This is a genomic window from Sinorhizobium chiapasense (assembly GCF_036488675.1).
Taxonomy (GTDB): Bacteria; Pseudomonadota; Alphaproteobacteria; order Rhizobiales; family Rhizobiaceae; genus Sinorhizobium; species Sinorhizobium chiapasense.
Genome location: NZ_CP133148.1, coordinates 2,668,427 through 2,683,678 on the forward strand (window position 1 = coordinate 2,668,427; position 15,252 = coordinate 2,683,678).

The following is a 15,252-nucleotide window of genomic DNA, read 5'->3' on the forward strand; positions in this document are numbered from 1 at the left end:
AGGGGAGCGGACCCCCCTCATCCGGCCTGCCGGCCACCTTCTCCCCGCAAGCGGGGAGAAGGGACTCGCGGAGCCCGCTCGGTCCCCCTCCCGAAGACAAAGCCGCGCGACTTTTCAGGCGCGCAAAGGACGCTGTAGCACGTTGAAAGGAAACATGCGGTGGCAGATGGAGCGAACCAGCGTCGATGGCGAAACTGATGATGCGTCAACTGCGACGGCGTCCCCTCTCCCCGTCTTCGCGGGGAGAGGGCTAGGGTGAGGGGCGATTCACCCAGCTCAGTTGCTCCCGCGACTTAACCCTCTCAGCGCGTCCACCGCCCGCTCGGCGTCCGCCGCCGGCACGAAGATATGGTCGTGGTAATAGGCCGCGACGATATTGGCGCTGATCCCGGCCCGGGTTAGCGCCCCCGACACCGCCGCCGTCAAGCCCACGGCCTCAAGCGCCGAGTGCACGCCGAGGGTAATGAGTCGCAGAACCGGGCCATAGGAAAGCCCGGCCGTATCCGCCCGCGATCGTTCGAGAATGAGCGTCAGGCCTTCCGCTTCGCGGAACGTGCCGATCGGCTCCAGCGCAAGCCAAGGCGCGGCATCGCCTTGAACCGTGCAATAGACATATTCGCCTTCCTGCAGGATCGGCGTCATCTCCGCCAACAGTCGGGCAAGGTCGGTCTCTCCGCTCATGGCCCGCCCCTCACCTTGTCCCGACCAACCGCGCCACGCCGTGGACGAGGTGCAGAAAGCCTTCTTCTGCGCCGGGGCTCATGTGCCGGGCCCGAAGCCAGGCGTGGATCATCTGCGGTTCTTCACGATAGGTGACATCAACGCCCGCCTGTGCGAGCCGCGCGGCATAGTTCCGCGCGTCGTCGCGCAAGGGATCGAAATTCGCCGCGGTGATATAGGCCGGCGGCAAGCGGGAAAGATCACTGGCCCTGAGCGGATGGGCGAAAGGATTGTCCACCGGCGCCTGCAGCACCTCCCGGTAATGAGCGACATCCGCCGTTGCAAGACCAGGCGCCTCCCCCATTTCGATATAGGAGCCGCTGACGAGATCGCCGCCGAGAGCCGGGTAGATCAGCGCTTGACCTATGATGCCGGAAAGCCCCTCGGCCTTCGCCTTCAGCACGATGCCCGCGGTGAGATTGCCACCTGCACTGTCGCCGGCGACGACCACCGGGCGACCTCTCGCGAGCAGGCTCTCCAACACCTCATAGCAGTCATCGAACGCGGCCGGCCAGACATGTTCGGGCGCAAGCCGGTAATTGACCGCGACGAGTTCCACCCGCGCGCCATGTGCAAGCTCCGCACAGATCGCATCATGACTCTCCAGCGAGCCGACGACGGAACCGCCTCCATGGATGTAGAGGATGCGGGCCTCGGTCGTAACGTCCGCTGGCCGATACAGCCTTACCGGGATGCGTCCACCGACTCGCTCGTCCTGCCGCGTCAGCCCCGCCGGAGACGGCGCATCGAATTCGGCGCAAAGCGCGTCGTACCACTGGCGCTGCTGCTCAATGGAGGCGCTGACCGCATCCGCCGGATAAAACGCCTCGCAGCGTTCGTGAAAGGCGAGTATCTCCGGCTCGGTCGGCATTGATCGCGATGTTTTCGAAGCCATCCTGCTCTCCCTCGAAAAGACCTTACCATCGGCGTCTTTCTGCGCACGACAAAATGCGGCAGCGCAGGACGCAGCCGCGTTGCCTCGCTTGCCATCGGGTCCCTGCCCGGTGTTAAGTCCGTGCATGGCATTCACACTCCGGCAATTGCAATATTTCATCGCCGTCGCCGAACAGGGCTCGGTCACCCGCGCCGCGCAGAACCTTTCGATTTCGCAGTCCTCGATCACGGAAGCGATCAAGGAACTTGAAACCGACCTAGGAGTGGAACTCTTCGACCGTCACCCGCGCGGCCTGTCGATCACCCACAACGGCCACCAGTTCCTGCGCCACGCGACGAAGATCCTGGCTGACGTCTCCGATGCACGGCGCAGCTTTTCCGACAGCCGCGAGGAACTTGGAGGCAAGCTCAATCTCGGCGTTACCTCCCTTGTCGCGGGCTATGTGCTCTCCGACCTGCTCGCTCGCTACCGCCGCGCCTGCCCCGGCGTCGAAGTGAGCGCGATCGAGGACAATGGCTCCTATCTTGAGCATCTCCTGATCGGCGGCGAGCTCGACGTCGCCGTCATGGTCATCTCGAACCTGCGCGACCGTATGGCGCTGCAGGCGGAAATCCTCGAGACCTCCCCTTACCGTGTCTGGCTTCCGATCGGCCATCCGCTCGTCAGCGCCGACATCATCTCGGTCGACGACATCGCCAAGGAGCCGCTGATCATGCTCACCGTGGACGAAATCGAGGAGAACACCGGCAAGCTCCTGACGGCGCTTGGCGCCCGCCCGCACGTCGCCTTCCGCACCCGCTCGGTCGAGGCGGTCCGAAGCCTGGTCGCAACCGGCGCCGGTATTGCCCTCTTGCCCGATCTCGTCTACCGCCCCTGGTCGCTCGAAGGCGACCGGATCGAAAGCCGCGACGTCTCCGGCGCATTGCCGGTGGTGCAGGTCGGCATGGTCTGGCGGAAAGGCTCCAGCCTGCCGCAATCGGCCCGCGATTTTGTCGGCATCGCCGAAGCCCTTCGCAGCGCCCGTCCCCGCTAAGCGTGTGTTTGACTGGAGAGGTGCACACAGAACGCGCACCCTCGCATCAGCCCTCGATATCGGAAAAAGCGATAGCGACATTCTGATTAATGAATTTGCGAATACGGAGAAATCAAGGCACGCTTCGATCCGGGAACAAAGCTGCAGAAACGCGGCATAAACTGGGGAGACTTCCGATGAAGCAGATCTTGAAATCCTGCACGGCGCTTACTCTTTCGCTGGGCCTCGTCGCCCCTGCGCTCGCGCAGGAGCCGCTGAAGGAGTTGGGCAAGGGCGAAGGGGAGCTGTCGATCGTCGCCTGGGCCGGTTACATCGAGCGCGGCGAAACCGACAAGAACTACGATTGGGTTACCGACTTCGAGAAAGAGACGGGCTGCAAGGTCAGCGTCAAGACCGCAGCCACCTCGGATGAAATGGTCGCGCTGATGAACGAAGGCGGCTTTGACCTCGTCACTGCCTCTGGTGATGCCTCCCTGCGCCTCGTCGCCGGCAAGCGCGTCCAGCCGATCAACACCGACCTCATCCCGAGCTGGAAGACGATCGACGAGCGCATGCAGAGTGCGCCGTGGCACACGGTCAACGGCGTCCACTACGGCACCCCCTATGTCTGGGGCCCGAACGTGCTGATGTACAACAAGGACGCCTTCAAGGGCGAAGCGCCGAAGAGCTGGAACGTCGTCTTCGAGGAAATGACGCTGCCGGACGGCAAGTCCAACAAGGGCCGCGTCCAGGCCTATGACGGCCCGATCCACGTCGCCGACGCCGCCAACTACCTGATGGCGCACAAGCCCGATCTCGGCATCAAGAATCCTTACGAGCTCAACGAGGATCAATACAAAGCCGCACTCGACCTGCTTCGCACTCAGCGCACTCTCGTCGGCCGCTATTGGCACGACGCGATGATCCAGATCGACGACTTCAAGAACGAAGGCGTCGTTGCCTCCGGCTCCTGGCCGTTCCAGGTCAACCTGATGGAGGCCGAAAAGCTGCCGATCGCCTCGGTCATCCCGGAGGAAGGGGTAACGGGCTGGGCCGATACGACCATGCTGCACGCCGAAAGCGCGCACCCGAACTGCGCCTACATGTGGATGGAGCACTCGCTCTCGCCGAAGGTGCAGGGTGACGTTTCCGCCTGGTTCGGCGCAAACCCCTCTGTCGGCGCAGCCTGCAAGGGCAATGAGCTCCTGACCGACGCCGGCTGCAAGACCAACGGCTACGAGGACTTCGACAAGGTCAAGTTCTGGAAGACGCCGGTGACGAAGTGTGAAAGCCAGGGCGAATGCGTGCCCTACCACCGCTGGGTTTCCGACTATATCGGCGTGATCGGCGGGCGGTAAGCCGCCGCTTCCGCATCGCAAGCATTTGCCCCTCACCCTGACCCTCTCCCCGCTTGCGGGGAGAGGGAACGCCTCCTGCAAGGCTGCCGCATGAACTTTAGGCGCGGCGCCAACCGCGGGGTCCCTTCTCCCCGCCAACGGGGAGAAGGTGCCGGAAGGGCGGATGAGGGGCTTAAACCCGGAGCATCCCAATGACCACCGCCGTCCTCTTCGACAACGTTTCCCGCTACTTCGGCGCCGTTCGCGCCGTCGATCGCGTGAACCTCGACATCGCCGAGGGCGAATTCTTCGCCATGCTCGGACCCTCGGGCTCCGGCAAGACCACGTGCCTCAGATTGATGGCCGGCTTCGAGCAGCCGACGGGCGGCCATATCGAAATCTTCGGTGAGACGGCCGAAGGTGTCCCGCCCTACCGGCGCAGCGTCAACACTGTCTTCCAGGACTATGCCCTCTTTCCGCATCTCTCCATCCTCGACAATGTCGCCTATGGCCTGATGGTCAAAGGTGCCGGGCGCGAGGAACGGCGCAAGGCGGCCGAGGATGCTCTCGCCATGGTCAAGCTGCCGGGCTATGGCACACGCCGACCCGGCCAGCTCTCCGGCGGTCAGCGCCAGCGTGTGGCGCTCGCCCGCGCGCTCGTCAACAAGCCCAAGGTGCTGCTCCTCGACGAGCCGCTCGGAGCGCTCGATCTCAAGCTCCGCGAACAGATGCAGGAAGAACTGAAGAGCCTGCAGAAATCGCTCGGCATCACATTCGTCTTCGTCACGCACGATCAGGGCGAGGCGCTGTCGATGGCCGACCGCATTGCGGTCTTCAACGAGGGCCGGATCCAGCAGCTCGGCAGGCCGGAAGAGGTCTATAACCAGCCGAAGACCCGCTTCGTTGCCGATTTCGTCGGCTCGTCCAACGTGCTCTCGACGAAGCTCTGCCAGAGGCTCGGGCTGAAAGCGCCCTTCGCCAGCCTGCGGCCGGAGGCGATTGCCATCGCGGCCCCGAGCAACGGCGCTCTGAGCCTCGCCGGCACCATCGCCGGCCAGAGCTTCCTAGGCGCCACAAACCGCGTCGTCGTCGACGTCGAAGGCGCGCGCATCGCCGTGGCAAGCCCGGCCGCACACGTGGTCCCGGCCATCGGCAGCCCGGTCACGATCAGTTTCGCCGCGGGCGACCTTCACCCGATGGAGGACGCATGACCGTCGTCGCCGAAAACATCATCCTTCCGGAACGCCGCGGCACCGCCGGTCGTCTCTCGGATTTCTTCTGGAGGCACCCGCATGTCCTTCTCGCGGTGCTGCTCGGGCCGCCACTCCTTTGGCTCGGGGTCGTCTATCTCGGCTCGCTCTTCGCGCTCCTGCTGCAGAGCTTCTTCTCGATCGACGATTTTTCCGGCCTCATCAATTACGACTTCACGCTCGCCACCTACCGGCAGCTTTTGAGCGAGGCCAATCTCGACATCATCATCCGCACCGTCACGATGGCTGCGGCGGTGACGCTTGTCTCCGCGCTCATCGCCTTTCCGATCGCCTATTACGCGGCCCGCTACGCTCGCGGAAAATGGAAAGTGCTGTTCTATCTCGGCGTCATGCTGCCGCTCTGGTCGAGCTATCTGGTCAAGATTTACGCGTGGAAGCTGATCCTTGCCAAGGAAGGCATTCTCACCTGGTTCTTCGAGAAGCTTAATCTCCTCTGGCTGCTCGATGCATGGCTGGCGCTTCCGGTCGTCGGCGGCAATTCGCTATCGGTCAGCTACACCGGCACCTTCATCGTCTTCGTCTATGTTTGGATGCCGTTCATGATCCTGCCGATCCAGGCGGCGCTGGAGCGGGTACCGTCAAACCTGATCGAAGCGTCGTCGGACCTCGGCGGCACGCCGGCACAGACCTTCCGCTACGTGCTCTTTCCGCTGGCGCTGCCGGGCATCGTCGCCGGATCGATCTTCACCTTCTCGCTGACGCTCGGCGACTACATCATCCCGCAGATCGTCGGCTCGTCACGGCTCTTCATCGGCCAGGCGGTCTATGCCCAGCAGGGCACCGCCGGCAACATTCCGCTCGCGGCCGCCTTCACAGTCGTGCCGATCGTCATCATGGGCCTCTATCTCTGGATGGCCAAACGCATGGGGGCCTTCGATGCGCTCTGAGAAATCGAACCGCGCTCCCTTGGGCCTGAAGATCGCAGCGGCAGGCGGGCTCGCCTTCATGCATCTGCCGATCCTGCTGATCTTCCTCTACGCCTTCACGACGGAGGAGAAGAGCTATCAGTTTCCGCCACCCGGCCTGACCACACAGTGGCTCGGCGTAGCCTGGGACCGGCCGGACGTCTGGGCGGCGCTGGCGCTCTCGGTCAAGGTCGCCTCGATCGCGACAGCGACGGCGCTGGTGCTCGGCACGCTCTGCGCCGCCGCCGTCAGCCAGACCCGCTTCTTCGGCCGCGAGACGATCTCGCTGCTTGTCATCCTGCCGATCGCGCTGCCCGGCATCATCACCGGCATCGCGCTGCGCTCGGCCTTCTCGATGGCGGATATCCCGTTTTCTTTCTGGACCATCGTTCTCGGCCACGCGACCTTCTGCATCGTCGTCGTCTACAACAATGCCGTTGCCCGCTTCCGGCGGATCTCGGGGTCGTTGATCGAGGCCTCAATGGACCTCGGCGCCGACGGCTTCCAGACATTCCGCTACGTGATCCTGCCGAATATCGGCACGGCGCTGCTCGCCGGCGGCATGCTCGCCTTCGCGCTTTCCTTCGACGAGGTGATCGTCACGACCTTCACCGCCGGGCAGCAATCGACCCTGCCGATCTGGATGCTGGAGGAACTGATCCGCCCGCGCCAGCGTCCGGTGACCAATGTCGTCGCGATGATCGTGGTGGTCGTCACCTTCCTGCCGATCCTCGGCGCCTACTACCTGACGCGCGACGGCGACCAGATCGCCAGCGCCGGCAAATGACTTCGAACATAAAGGGAGAACAGACATGGACACCCAACTCTTGATCGGATCGCGCTTCGAGGCGGGAACCGAGGTCGAGGAGCACATCCTGAACCCGAGGACGGGCGCCAAGATCATCGATGTCGCGGAGGCTTCGCATGCGCAACTCGACGTCGCCGTCGACGCGGCCGAGCGCGCCTTCGTCGCCTGGTCGCAGACGACGCCCGCCGAACGTTCGAACTATCTTCTGAAGATCGCCGATGCGATCGAGAAAAACGCCGACGGCTTTGCCGCGCTGGAAGCGCTGAACTGCGGCAAGCCGATCAATGCTGTGAAAAACGACGAACTGCCGGCGATCATCGACTGCTGGCGCTTCTTCGCCGGTGCGGTGCGCAACCTGCACGCGCCGACGGCCGGCGAATATCTGCCGGGGCACACCTCGATGATCCGCCGCGACCCTATCGGCATCGTCGGCTCGATCGCACCCTGGAACTACCCGCTGATGATGATGGCCTGGAAGCTGGCGCCGGCCATCGCCGGCGGCAACACGGTTGTCTTCAAGCCTTCCGAGCAAACGCCGCTGACGGCGCTGAAGCTCGCGCGGCTGCTCGCGGAGATCCTGCCCGAAGGTGTTGTCAACGTCGTTACCGGCCGCGGCGAAACGGTCGGCAACACGCTCATCAACCATCCGAAGATCGCGATGGTCTCGATCACCGGCGATATTGCGACCGGCAAGAAGGTGCTGGCGGCCGCCGCCAAGACGGTCAAGCGCACCCATCTCGAACTCGGCGGCAAGGCGCCAGTCATCGTCTATGACGACGCGGACCTCGAAGCTGTCGTGAACGGCATCCGTACCTTCGGCTACTACAATGCCGGCCAGGATTGCACCGCCGCCTGCCGCATCTATGCCGAGGCCGGCATCTACGAGAGGCTCGTTGCCGATCTGACGTCCGCCGTCTCGACGATCCGCTACAACCTCGATGACGATACCGAAAACGAAATCGGCCCGCTGATCTCGAAACGGCAGCGCGACCGCGTCGCGAGCTTCGTCGAACGGGCGGCGGACCAGAAGCACATCGAGATCACCACCGGCGGCGCCGCGGGCAGCAAGGACGGCTTCTTCTTCAAGCCGACCGTCGTCGCCGGCGCCACGCAGGAAGACGAGATCGTCCGCCGCGAAGTATTCGGGCCGGTCGTTTCCGTCACGCGCTTCGCCGGCAGCGACGATGCCGTCGCCTGGGCGAACGACAGCGATTACGGCCTCGCCTCTTCCGTCTGGACGAAGGATATCAGCAAGGCGATGAAGGCGGCATCGCGCCTGCAATACGGCTGCACCTGGATCAACACGCATTTCATGCTGACCAACGAGATGCCGCACGGCGGCGTCAAACAGTCCGGCTACGGCAAGGACATGTCCGTCTATGCGCTCGAAGACTACACCGCCGTCCGCCACATCATGATCAATCATGGCTAATGGGAGGAAACCGATATGTATCGCCGTCAATTACTCGCCGCCGCCGGTGCACTGGGAATGAGCGCCCTTCTCTTTCCGCCGGCCGTCTTCGCCGCCGAGGCCGCACCTGCTGTGGTTGCCGCCTATGTCGCGGCATGGAACGCCCACGACTCGAGCAAAGCCGCGTCCTATTTCGCTGACGATGTCACCTACTACGATGCTTCCGTCGGCAAGCCCGTGAACGGCAAGGATGCTGCCAAGACCGGCGTCATCGACAATTTCCTGAATGCCGTTCCCGATGCCGTCTGGGCGGTGAAGGGCGAGCCGATCGCCGCCGGCGACAAGGTGTCGTTCGAGTGGGAGTTTTCGGGCACGAATTCGGGCGCCTGGGCTGACGGCACCGCTGCCACCGGCAAGCCGTTCAAGATCACCGGAGCCTCGATCTTTACCGTCAAGGACGGCAAGATTTCCACCCAGAGCGACTATTACGACGCGCTCGGTTTCTACAAGCAGCTCGGCTTGATGTAGTCGCCACTCGGCACTGCTGGCGCCTGTCCCGATTTCCAATCGCACCCGCACGCCCTCCGGCTGACCGCAGATCAACCGGAGGGCTTTTTTGCGCCTTCCGCTAGATCCCGAACATGAAAGAGCGCGGCACGCTGCGTAGAGCAGCTGTTGCAAATTTCCCACAAATTCAAAAACATGACTGTTAGAGTCATAAAAAGCCTCTTGCGCGACCTTAAATCATGAGTGAATAGGTCATCTTATAGAATTTCGCTTATCGATCAGAAAGTTGCATCGCATGCCCGCCACGAGACCCCCTCTCCTGCCGCTCATCCGCGCCGCCCTCGCCGGTACGTCCGTCCTCGCTCTCGTTGCCGCCGCGCACGCGCAGGATGCTGGGGAGGAGGCGACGTCCAGTGGCGATTCCACCGCACTCGAAACGCTGGTCGTCAACGGCGGCAGCGGCGGCGTCATCACCGCCGATGGCTATGTCGGCATCAGCAGTGCCACTGGAGCCAAGGTCGATACGCCCTTCCTTGAAACGCCGCAGTCGATCTCGACGGTGACGGAACAGCAGTTGAAGGACCGCAATCCGCAAACACTTCTCGACGTCCTGGCCTACACGCCTGGTTCACGCGTAAACGCCTTCGGCTTCGATCCGCGGTTTGACAGCTTCACGGTGCGCGGCTTCGATGTGACCTACACCGGTGTTTTCCGTGACAACCTGCGCCAGCCCGGTGCCAGTTCTTCGGTGTTCAAGAACGAGCCGTACGGATTGGAAGGCGTCTCCATTTTGCGCGGCCCCTCATCCGCCCTCTATGGTGCATCGGGCGCCGGTGGTCTCTTCAATCTGATCACCAAGCGTCCGACGGAAGTGCCCCTGCACGAACTGCAACTCCAATATGGCACCGACAACCGCTACCAAGGGCAGTTCGACTTCTCCGGTCCGGTCAACGAAACCGATCCTTTTTACTACCGTCTTACCGGGCTTCTACGGGACTCCGACACCGAGCAGGTAAGCGTGCCGGACGACCGCACCTATATCGCGCCTGCATTTACCTGGAAACCGGACGAAGACACGCGCCTAACCGTTCTCGGCGAATATTCCCGCACCAAAACTGGTGGCACGGCGGCCTACTACAACGATCCTTTGACCGGTGAAGTGACCGACATCTTCGCGGGCAATCCCGACTTCAACGACTCGGTGCAGAAGCAGGCCAGACTGGGATACGAATTCGAACATAGACTGAACGACACATTTACTTTCCGCCAAAACGCGCGCATCTCGACGCTTAATACGGACACTGACTGGGCCTTCGCCTATGCTCCGAACGCCATCGATCCTACACTGCTTGACAGCAGCGCGGGCACGTTCGACGAGCGGCTGACGGCCTTTGTCCTCGACAACCAGATGGTCGCCGAGTTCGGAACGGGCGCGCTCGACCATACCCTCCTTGCTGGTATCGACTATACCAAGCTCCGCTTCCGCTCGCTCGACGGCCGCGGCGTCTCGCCGCCACTCGACACAAACAATCCGGAACAGGGACGTCCGGTAAGTTCGATCGATTTCGATACTCGAACCGTGCAAGATCAATGGCAGCTCGGCACCTACCTGCAGGACCAGATACGCTATGATGCCTGGACCCTCACCGGCGGCATACGTCACGACTGGGTCTCAACCGACACCAGCATAACCGATCTTGCGACCGACACCTCGAGCCCGGTGTCACAGGACGACAAGGAATTCTCTGGCCGCATCGGCCTGACCTACGAATTTGATTTCGGCCTCGCCCCCTATATCAGCTACTCGACCGCCTTCTCGCCCAACGCCGGGCTTAACCAGGAAACGAACCAGCCGTTCAAGCCGACAGAAAGCGAACAGGAAGAAATCGGCATCAAATATCTCCTGCCGAACAGCAACACGCTGATCACGGCCGCGCTGTTCAATATCGACCAAACCAACAGCCTCTACTACGAGGTCGTCGACTTACCGACGGGACCCGCGAACATCCAGGTCCAGCGCGGCAAGGTACGCTCTCGCGGCTTTGAGCTGGAGGCAAATACCAGCCTCGACAACGGCCTGTCGCTGGTAGCCTCCTATACCTACACCGACGCAAAAATTCTCCAGGGCCCCGCGGACACGATCGGCAACTACGTCTCATCCGTGCCGCGCCACATGGCCTCTGTCTGGGCGTACTACACCTTGCCAGAGGATGGCCCGGGATATGGTCTCGGCTTTGGCGCGGGCGCGCGCTTCCTCGGGTCCAGCTACGGCAACGACCAAAACACGACGCGCAACTCTTCTCGCGTCCTTTTCGACGCTGCTGCCCACTACGACTTCGCAGCCATCGACAAAAAGTATGAAGGTTTGCGTCTGCAGGTGAATGCCACCAATCTCTTCGACCGTCGCGAACCGGTTTGCTCGGCAGGTTTCTGCTACCGCGACCAGGGTCGCGCCGTCATCGGCTCGCTGCGTTACAACTGGTAGAACCATGGCGACTAGCGGGCATGAAAGCATGGCGGAAGCCGGCGGGGCAAAACTCCTGTCGGCGGCGTTCGCGGGATCGCATGCCTGGTGCAACGAGAAGATGATGCTGGCGGAAGAGCTCTCCGACGGCATCCCGCTCGGCTCGTTCTTCGCCTCGGGCGCCTTCGAACGCGCGCTTTCGACCTATGCCGAGATTTCGAATGGTACCGACAGACGTGCCGTCGCCTCCATGTGGTCGCTCTATTATTTCTCCTGTCTCACCATCCCCTATGTCGTCGCCCGGGTGCTGGACCACCAGGCGCTGCCCGTTGCGTTCGACGAAATGACCGTGGCGCTTTCGGCCGATGGTCTCCCTCGCGCCTTCGGCGTCGCGACGTCCGGCGACTGGCGGGAGGATGGCGAGCAGGAGATTTTTTCCGTCCTCGCTCCGCTGATGGACGAACATCTCGCCAAGGTCATCGGTCATCTGAAGGCTGTCGGCGGGATTTCACCCAGGCTCGCCTGGAACAATGCCGCCGTCTACATCGACTATGCGCTTCGCACGGCCGGAATCGAGCCCTTGAGCGATCAGGCGGATGCCATGGTCGGCTGTCGCCTGATGCCGAGCGGCGCACCCAATCCCTTCTTCGATTGCCTGCGCCATGAGGAAGAGGATGGCGAACCCGTCTGCCGGCGCAAGATCTGCTGCCTGCGGTATCTTCTCCCTGGTATCCCGAGCTGCGGCAGTCTTTGCGCCCTTCCCAGCCAAAGGAAACAGTAATTGTCTCGCTCCCACCTCGGTCTCGCTACCATCATCCGGGTCATTACACTTCTGTCGATGATAGTGTTCTGCTTCGCCGCGCGCGCGGAATCCCAATGGCCAATGACCATAACCGACGCGGTCGGCCGGCACGTTACGATTCCGACGAGACCTAAGGCCGTTCTGCTTGGAAGCGGCTTCAATCTCGTCGCCCTTTCGCTCATCCATCCGGATCCCGTGAGCCTCGTCGCCGGCTGGTCCGGCGACATGAAGAACGACAATCCTGAAATCTACGAAAGCTTCGTTCGCAAGTTTCCGAGGCTCGCGGATGTGCCGCTGATCGATGACGGCAGCGGAGCGGGCCTTTCCTTCGAGGCACTTCTGACGCTCAAGGCCGACCTCGCGGTCCTTGCCAATTGGCAGGCAGATACGGAGCCGGGTAAGCGCGCGATCGAATATCTCGATAGCGTGGGCGTACCGGTGGTCGTCGTCGACTTCAACGGCGACCCCTTGAAGAACACCGCAGGCAACATGCGCCTGCTTGGCAAGATCTTTGAGCGAGATAAGCAGGCCGACGATTTCGCCCGCTTCTACGAAGAGCGGCTCGCCCGCATCCGCGAGCGGGTTGCGAAGCATCCAGAGCCCGGACCAACCGTGCTCATGGAGGCGTTCCCCGGTGTAGCCGCCTGTTGCTGGGCCTATGGCGTCGGCGGCCTCGGCGAATTCATTAGCATCACCGGCAGTCGCAACATCGTCGAAGGAAAGCTGCCGCGTCCCGGCGGCATGGTCAACGCGGAAGCGATCATGGCGGAAAATCCCGAAGTCTACATTGCCACGTCGTCGCCGGGCGGAAAATACAGCGGCTTCTCCATCGGGCCCGGCGTGAAGGCCGAAGACGCAGAGCGGACCCTGGCAGAAGCGGTCGGAACGCCGGTGATGACCAGCATTGCGGCGGTCCGCAACGGGCGCGTCCACGGTCTCTGGAATTTCTTCAACGCCGTGCCGCTGAACATCCTCGCCGCGGAAGCGTTCGCCTCCTGGCTGCGCCCGGACCTTTTTCCGGATGTCGATCCGGCAGCGAGCCTTGCGGAAATCAACACGCGCTTCGCCGCGGTTCCCTTCGAGGGAAGCTACTGGATCAGCCTGAAGACCGGAAAATAGCACGGCAGCTAGTGCCTTGATTCAAGGCATCTTATTCGCGTTCACCTCCTTCGAGCGGACGCGAGCGTCCGACAATTGCCAGGCACTCTCGACCCCATATAAGGTGCCGCGAGGAGGAGCTTCATGCTGTGGTTGATTGTCCTGCTGGTCGCGGTGGCGATCGTATATCTCGCGGCCCGGTACAGCCGCTTTCGCAATCGGGCCGAACTGGTCCTGTCAATTGCCGTAGCTCTTGGCCTGGTCGTCGCCTTCGTGATCTGGCTGAGTGATCGTGGCAACCAGCAAGCGCCGGCGCCAGAACCAACCCGTCCCGCGGGCCTCACGACCGCGGACATTGCGCTTGAGAGCATGACGTTCGAGCGCAACCAGTCCGAACGGAGCTACCGCGTCCGCGGCACGGTTCGCAACAGTTCCGCCTTCGCGCTCGAATATTTCCGGCTGACCGTCACGCTCGAAGACTGCCCAGACGGTGCCTGCGAGCGGATCGGCGACGACACGGCGCTCATCCTCGTCCGCGTGCCGGGCGGCCAGAGCCGCCCCTTCGAGACGTTCCTCACCTTTCCGTTCCGGGATGGAGAACCGCCAACCGCGCCGAAATGGACCTACGTGGTGAGCCAGGTGAGAGGCGCGGCGGCGCGTTAGATCATTTCACAGTTCCATTGAAACGGTGAAATGATCTAACACTTTGAATCTACGCAACTCCGGACGGAAAGCCGTTACACACTTTTCCTGGAATTGCTCTGGTTCTGGAGAGTGCCCGTGAAAAGGTCACCGGCTCCCTGCTCAAGATTCCGCCCGTCCATCGTCACGCAACGGCCGCGCCGCCGAGCGCCGCAAGCAGCTCGCCCGTCGTCACGACCGAGGCAAATTCCGCCCTCAGCGTCGCGACGTGCGCGCGATGGATATCCCGCGCGGAAACGACGCCGCCCGCACCGTCCGCCAGATCGAAACAATCGCAGGCGTCCTCCACGAGGACCACGCGATAGCCCATGTTGGCGCCGACCCGCACCGATGTCGAAACGCACATGTCCGTGGAGATGCCGAAGAGCACGACGGTATCGGCACCAAGACGCCGGAGCCGCAAGTCGAGGTCGGTGCCGATTAAGGCGGCGTTCACGCTCTTGGTGACGAGCGGCTCGCCGGCCTTGGGGCCGAAACCCGCACGGAATGCATTGCCAGGCCGCTCCGGACGAAGTGTCGATCCGTCCTCGACGCTGTCGTGCCGCACATGGATGATCGGCCGTTTCGCCGCGCGCCAGGCGGCAAGAAGCGCAAGGCCGTTCTCGTCGACGCGTTCGTTCCAGCGCTGCGGCCATGGCGCTGCATCGAAGGCCTGCTGCATATCGATCGGTATCAGGACGGCATTGTCGGGCAATTTCAAGCTGTTCATGGATGAGGCTCCCTCGTTGTTCCCCAACATTAACTGCCCTATCGTCCGGTTTCACTGAACATGATGTTGCCCGGGCCGGACATTCGTCCGGCAGAACCGGCAGGGGACGACGACTTGACCGAACTCGATGACAAGGACCGGCTGTTGATTGCCGCTTTGCGCAAGGATTCGCGCCAGAGTCTTGTGGCGCTTGCCCGCCATGCCGGGCTCTCCCGCAGCGCCACGCATGAGCGCCTCCGGCGGCTCGAGGCGAAGGGCGTCGTCGCCGGCTACACGATCCGCCTCGGTCAGGAGGACAAATCGCCGGTCGTGCGCGCACTTGTCGCCGTCGCCTTCCAGCCCGGCAAGAATTGCGACCATGTGGTGCCGCATCTTTCCGGCATGCCTCATGTCGTCAGTTGCTGGTCGCTGGCAGGGGCAACGGATCTGATGCTGCTCGTCGAATGCGATTCCAACGGCGACCTAGACACGATCCGGCGGCAGATCGCCACGATTTCGGGTGTCGCCACGGTTCAGACGCATGTGACGCTCAGGACGCATTTCGATCGCCGGGGCTGATCGCGCGAACATCTCCGCCCCAAGCTCGAAAGCGGAACCGCCCTGAATTGCCG

At 62.7% G+C, this 15,252-nt stretch carries 15 protein-coding genes; 12 read left to right on the top strand and 3 right to left on the bottom strand.

The window, feature by feature from the left end:
* Positions 1–276: 276 nt before the first annotated feature.
* Positions 277–681 (bottom strand): ACT domain-containing protein, encoded by a 405-nt coding sequence (locus tag RB548_RS12910; protein ID WP_331371698.1) that lies wholly within the window; start codon positions 679–681, stop codon positions 277–279.
* A gap of 10 nt (positions 682–691) precedes the next feature.
* The gene (locus RB548_RS12915) at positions 692–1,615 is read right to left on the bottom strand and encodes an alpha/beta hydrolase (RefSeq protein WP_331371699.1); all 924 of its coding nucleotides are present in this window, start codon (positions 1,613–1,615) and stop codon (positions 692–694) included.
* Between the two features lie 124 nt (positions 1,616–1,739).
* On the opposite strand from RB548_RS12915, the gene RB548_RS12920 reads away from it, so the two are divergent.
* The 11 genes from RB548_RS12920 (at position 1,740) to RB548_RS12970 (ending at position 13,893) form a co-directional block, all read left to right on the top strand.
* Complete coding sequence (locus tag RB548_RS12920; protein ID WP_136506594.1) at positions 1,740–2,648, top strand: LysR family transcriptional regulator; 909 nt, start codon at positions 1,740–1,742, stop codon at positions 2,646–2,648.
* Between the two features lie 176 nt (positions 2,649–2,824).
* Positions 2,825–3,985, top strand: a complete 1,161-nt coding sequence (locus RB548_RS12925) for an ABC transporter substrate-binding protein (protein ID WP_331371700.1) — start codon at positions 2,825–2,827, stop codon at positions 3,983–3,985.
* A 191-nt stretch (positions 3,986–4,176) separates the two neighbouring features.
* A complete protein-coding gene (locus RB548_RS12930; protein WP_331371701.1) occupies positions 4,177–5,175 on the top strand; it encodes an ABC transporter ATP-binding protein in 999 nt (332 codons plus the stop codon).
* A complete protein-coding gene (locus RB548_RS12935; RefSeq protein ID WP_331371702.1) occupies positions 5,172–6,122 on the top strand; it encodes an ABC transporter permease in 951 nt (316 codons plus the stop codon). Before RB548_RS12930 ends, RB548_RS12935 begins: the two co-directional genes overlap by 4 nt.
* Positions 6,112–6,927, top strand: coding sequence for an ABC transporter permease (locus tag RB548_RS12940; RefSeq protein ID WP_331371703.1), 816 nt, complete (start codon positions 6,112–6,114; stop codon positions 6,925–6,927). Before RB548_RS12935 ends, RB548_RS12940 begins: the two co-directional genes overlap by 11 nt.
* A gap of 25 nt (positions 6,928–6,952) precedes the next feature.
* Positions 6,953–8,380 (top strand): gamma-aminobutyraldehyde dehydrogenase, encoded by a 1,428-nt coding sequence (locus RB548_RS12945; RefSeq protein ID WP_331371704.1) that lies wholly within the window; start codon positions 6,953–6,955, stop codon positions 8,378–8,380.
* Between the two features lie 15 nt (positions 8,381–8,395).
* The gene (locus RB548_RS12950; RefSeq protein ID WP_331371705.1) at positions 8,396–8,887 is read left to right on the top strand and encodes an ester cyclase; all 492 of its coding nucleotides are present in this window, start codon (positions 8,396–8,398) and stop codon (positions 8,885–8,887) included.
* A gap of 274 nt (positions 8,888–9,161) precedes the next feature.
* Positions 9,162–11,351 (top strand): TonB-dependent siderophore receptor, encoded by a 2,190-nt coding sequence (locus tag RB548_RS12955; protein WP_331371706.1) that lies wholly within the window; start codon positions 9,162–9,164, stop codon positions 11,349–11,351.
* Between the two features lie 4 nt (positions 11,352–11,355).
* Positions 11,356–12,111 carry a siderophore-iron reductase FhuF gene (gene fhuF / locus RB548_RS12960; RefSeq protein WP_331371707.1) on the top strand — a complete coding sequence of 252 codons (756 nt, stop codon included), beginning with the start codon at positions 11,356–11,358 and terminating at the stop codon, positions 12,109–12,111.
* A gap of 57 nt (positions 12,112–12,168) precedes the next feature.
* Entirely contained in the window at positions 12,169–13,251 is a 1,083-nt protein-coding gene (locus tag RB548_RS12965; protein ID WP_331374962.1) for an ABC transporter substrate-binding protein, read from the top strand.
* Between the two features lie 123 nt (positions 13,252–13,374).
* On the top strand, positions 13,375–13,893 hold the full coding sequence (locus RB548_RS12970; protein WP_331371708.1) for a hypothetical protein: 519 nt from the start codon (positions 13,375–13,377) through the stop codon (positions 13,891–13,893).
* 163 nt (positions 13,894–14,056) lie between these two features.
* On the opposite strand, the gene RB548_RS12975 is transcribed toward RB548_RS12970, so the two are convergent.
* Positions 14,057–14,641: an isochorismatase family protein gene (locus tag RB548_RS12975; RefSeq protein WP_331371709.1), complete on the bottom strand. Its 585-nt coding sequence runs from the start codon at positions 14,639–14,641 to the stop codon at positions 14,057–14,059.
* A gap of 114 nt (positions 14,642–14,755) precedes the next feature.
* Between RB548_RS12975 and RB548_RS12980 the strand changes: the two genes are divergently transcribed.
* Positions 14,756–15,199, top strand: coding sequence for an Lrp/AsnC family transcriptional regulator (locus tag RB548_RS12980; protein WP_331371710.1), 444 nt, complete (start codon positions 14,756–14,758; stop codon positions 15,197–15,199).
* Positions 15,200–15,252: the final 53 nt, after the last annotated feature.

Coding starts and splice junctions, on each gene's coding strand:
- RB548_RS12910 (WP_331371698.1), bottom strand. CDS start 681: ATGAGCGGAGAGACCGACCTTGCCCGACTGTTGGCGGAGATGACGCCG.
- RB548_RS12915 (WP_331371699.1), bottom strand. CDS start 1,615: ATGGCTTCGAAAACATCGCGATCAATGCCGACCGAGCCGGAGATACTC.
- RB548_RS12920 (WP_136506594.1), top strand. CDS start 1,740: ATGGCATTCACACTCCGGCAATTGCAATATTTCATCGCCGTCGCCGAA.
- RB548_RS12925 (WP_331371700.1), top strand. CDS start 2,825: ATGAAGCAGATCTTGAAATCCTGCACGGCGCTTACTCTTTCGCTGGGC.
- RB548_RS12930 (WP_331371701.1), top strand. CDS start 4,177: ATGACCACCGCCGTCCTCTTCGACAACGTTTCCCGCTACTTCGGCGCC.
- RB548_RS12935 (WP_331371702.1), top strand. CDS start 5,172: ATGACCGTCGTCGCCGAAAACATCATCCTTCCGGAACGCCGCGGCACC.
- RB548_RS12940 (WP_331371703.1), top strand. CDS start 6,112: ATGCGCTCTGAGAAATCGAACCGCGCTCCCTTGGGCCTGAAGATCGCA.
- RB548_RS12945 (WP_331371704.1), top strand. CDS start 6,953: ATGGACACCCAACTCTTGATCGGATCGCGCTTCGAGGCGGGAACCGAG.
- RB548_RS12950 (WP_331371705.1), top strand. CDS start 8,396: ATGTATCGCCGTCAATTACTCGCCGCCGCCGGTGCACTGGGAATGAGC.
- RB548_RS12955 (WP_331371706.1), top strand. CDS start 9,162: ATGCCCGCCACGAGACCCCCTCTCCTGCCGCTCATCCGCGCCGCCCTC.
- fhuF (WP_331371707.1), top strand. CDS start 11,356: ATGGCGACTAGCGGGCATGAAAGCATGGCGGAAGCCGGCGGGGCAAAA.
- RB548_RS12965 (WP_331374962.1), top strand. CDS start 12,169: ATGATAGTGTTCTGCTTCGCCGCGCGCGCGGAATCCCAATGGCCAATG.
- RB548_RS12970 (WP_331371708.1), top strand. CDS start 13,375: ATGCTGTGGTTGATTGTCCTGCTGGTCGCGGTGGCGATCGTATATCTC.
- RB548_RS12975 (WP_331371709.1), bottom strand. CDS start 14,641: ATGAACAGCTTGAAATTGCCCGACAATGCCGTCCTGATACCGATCGAT.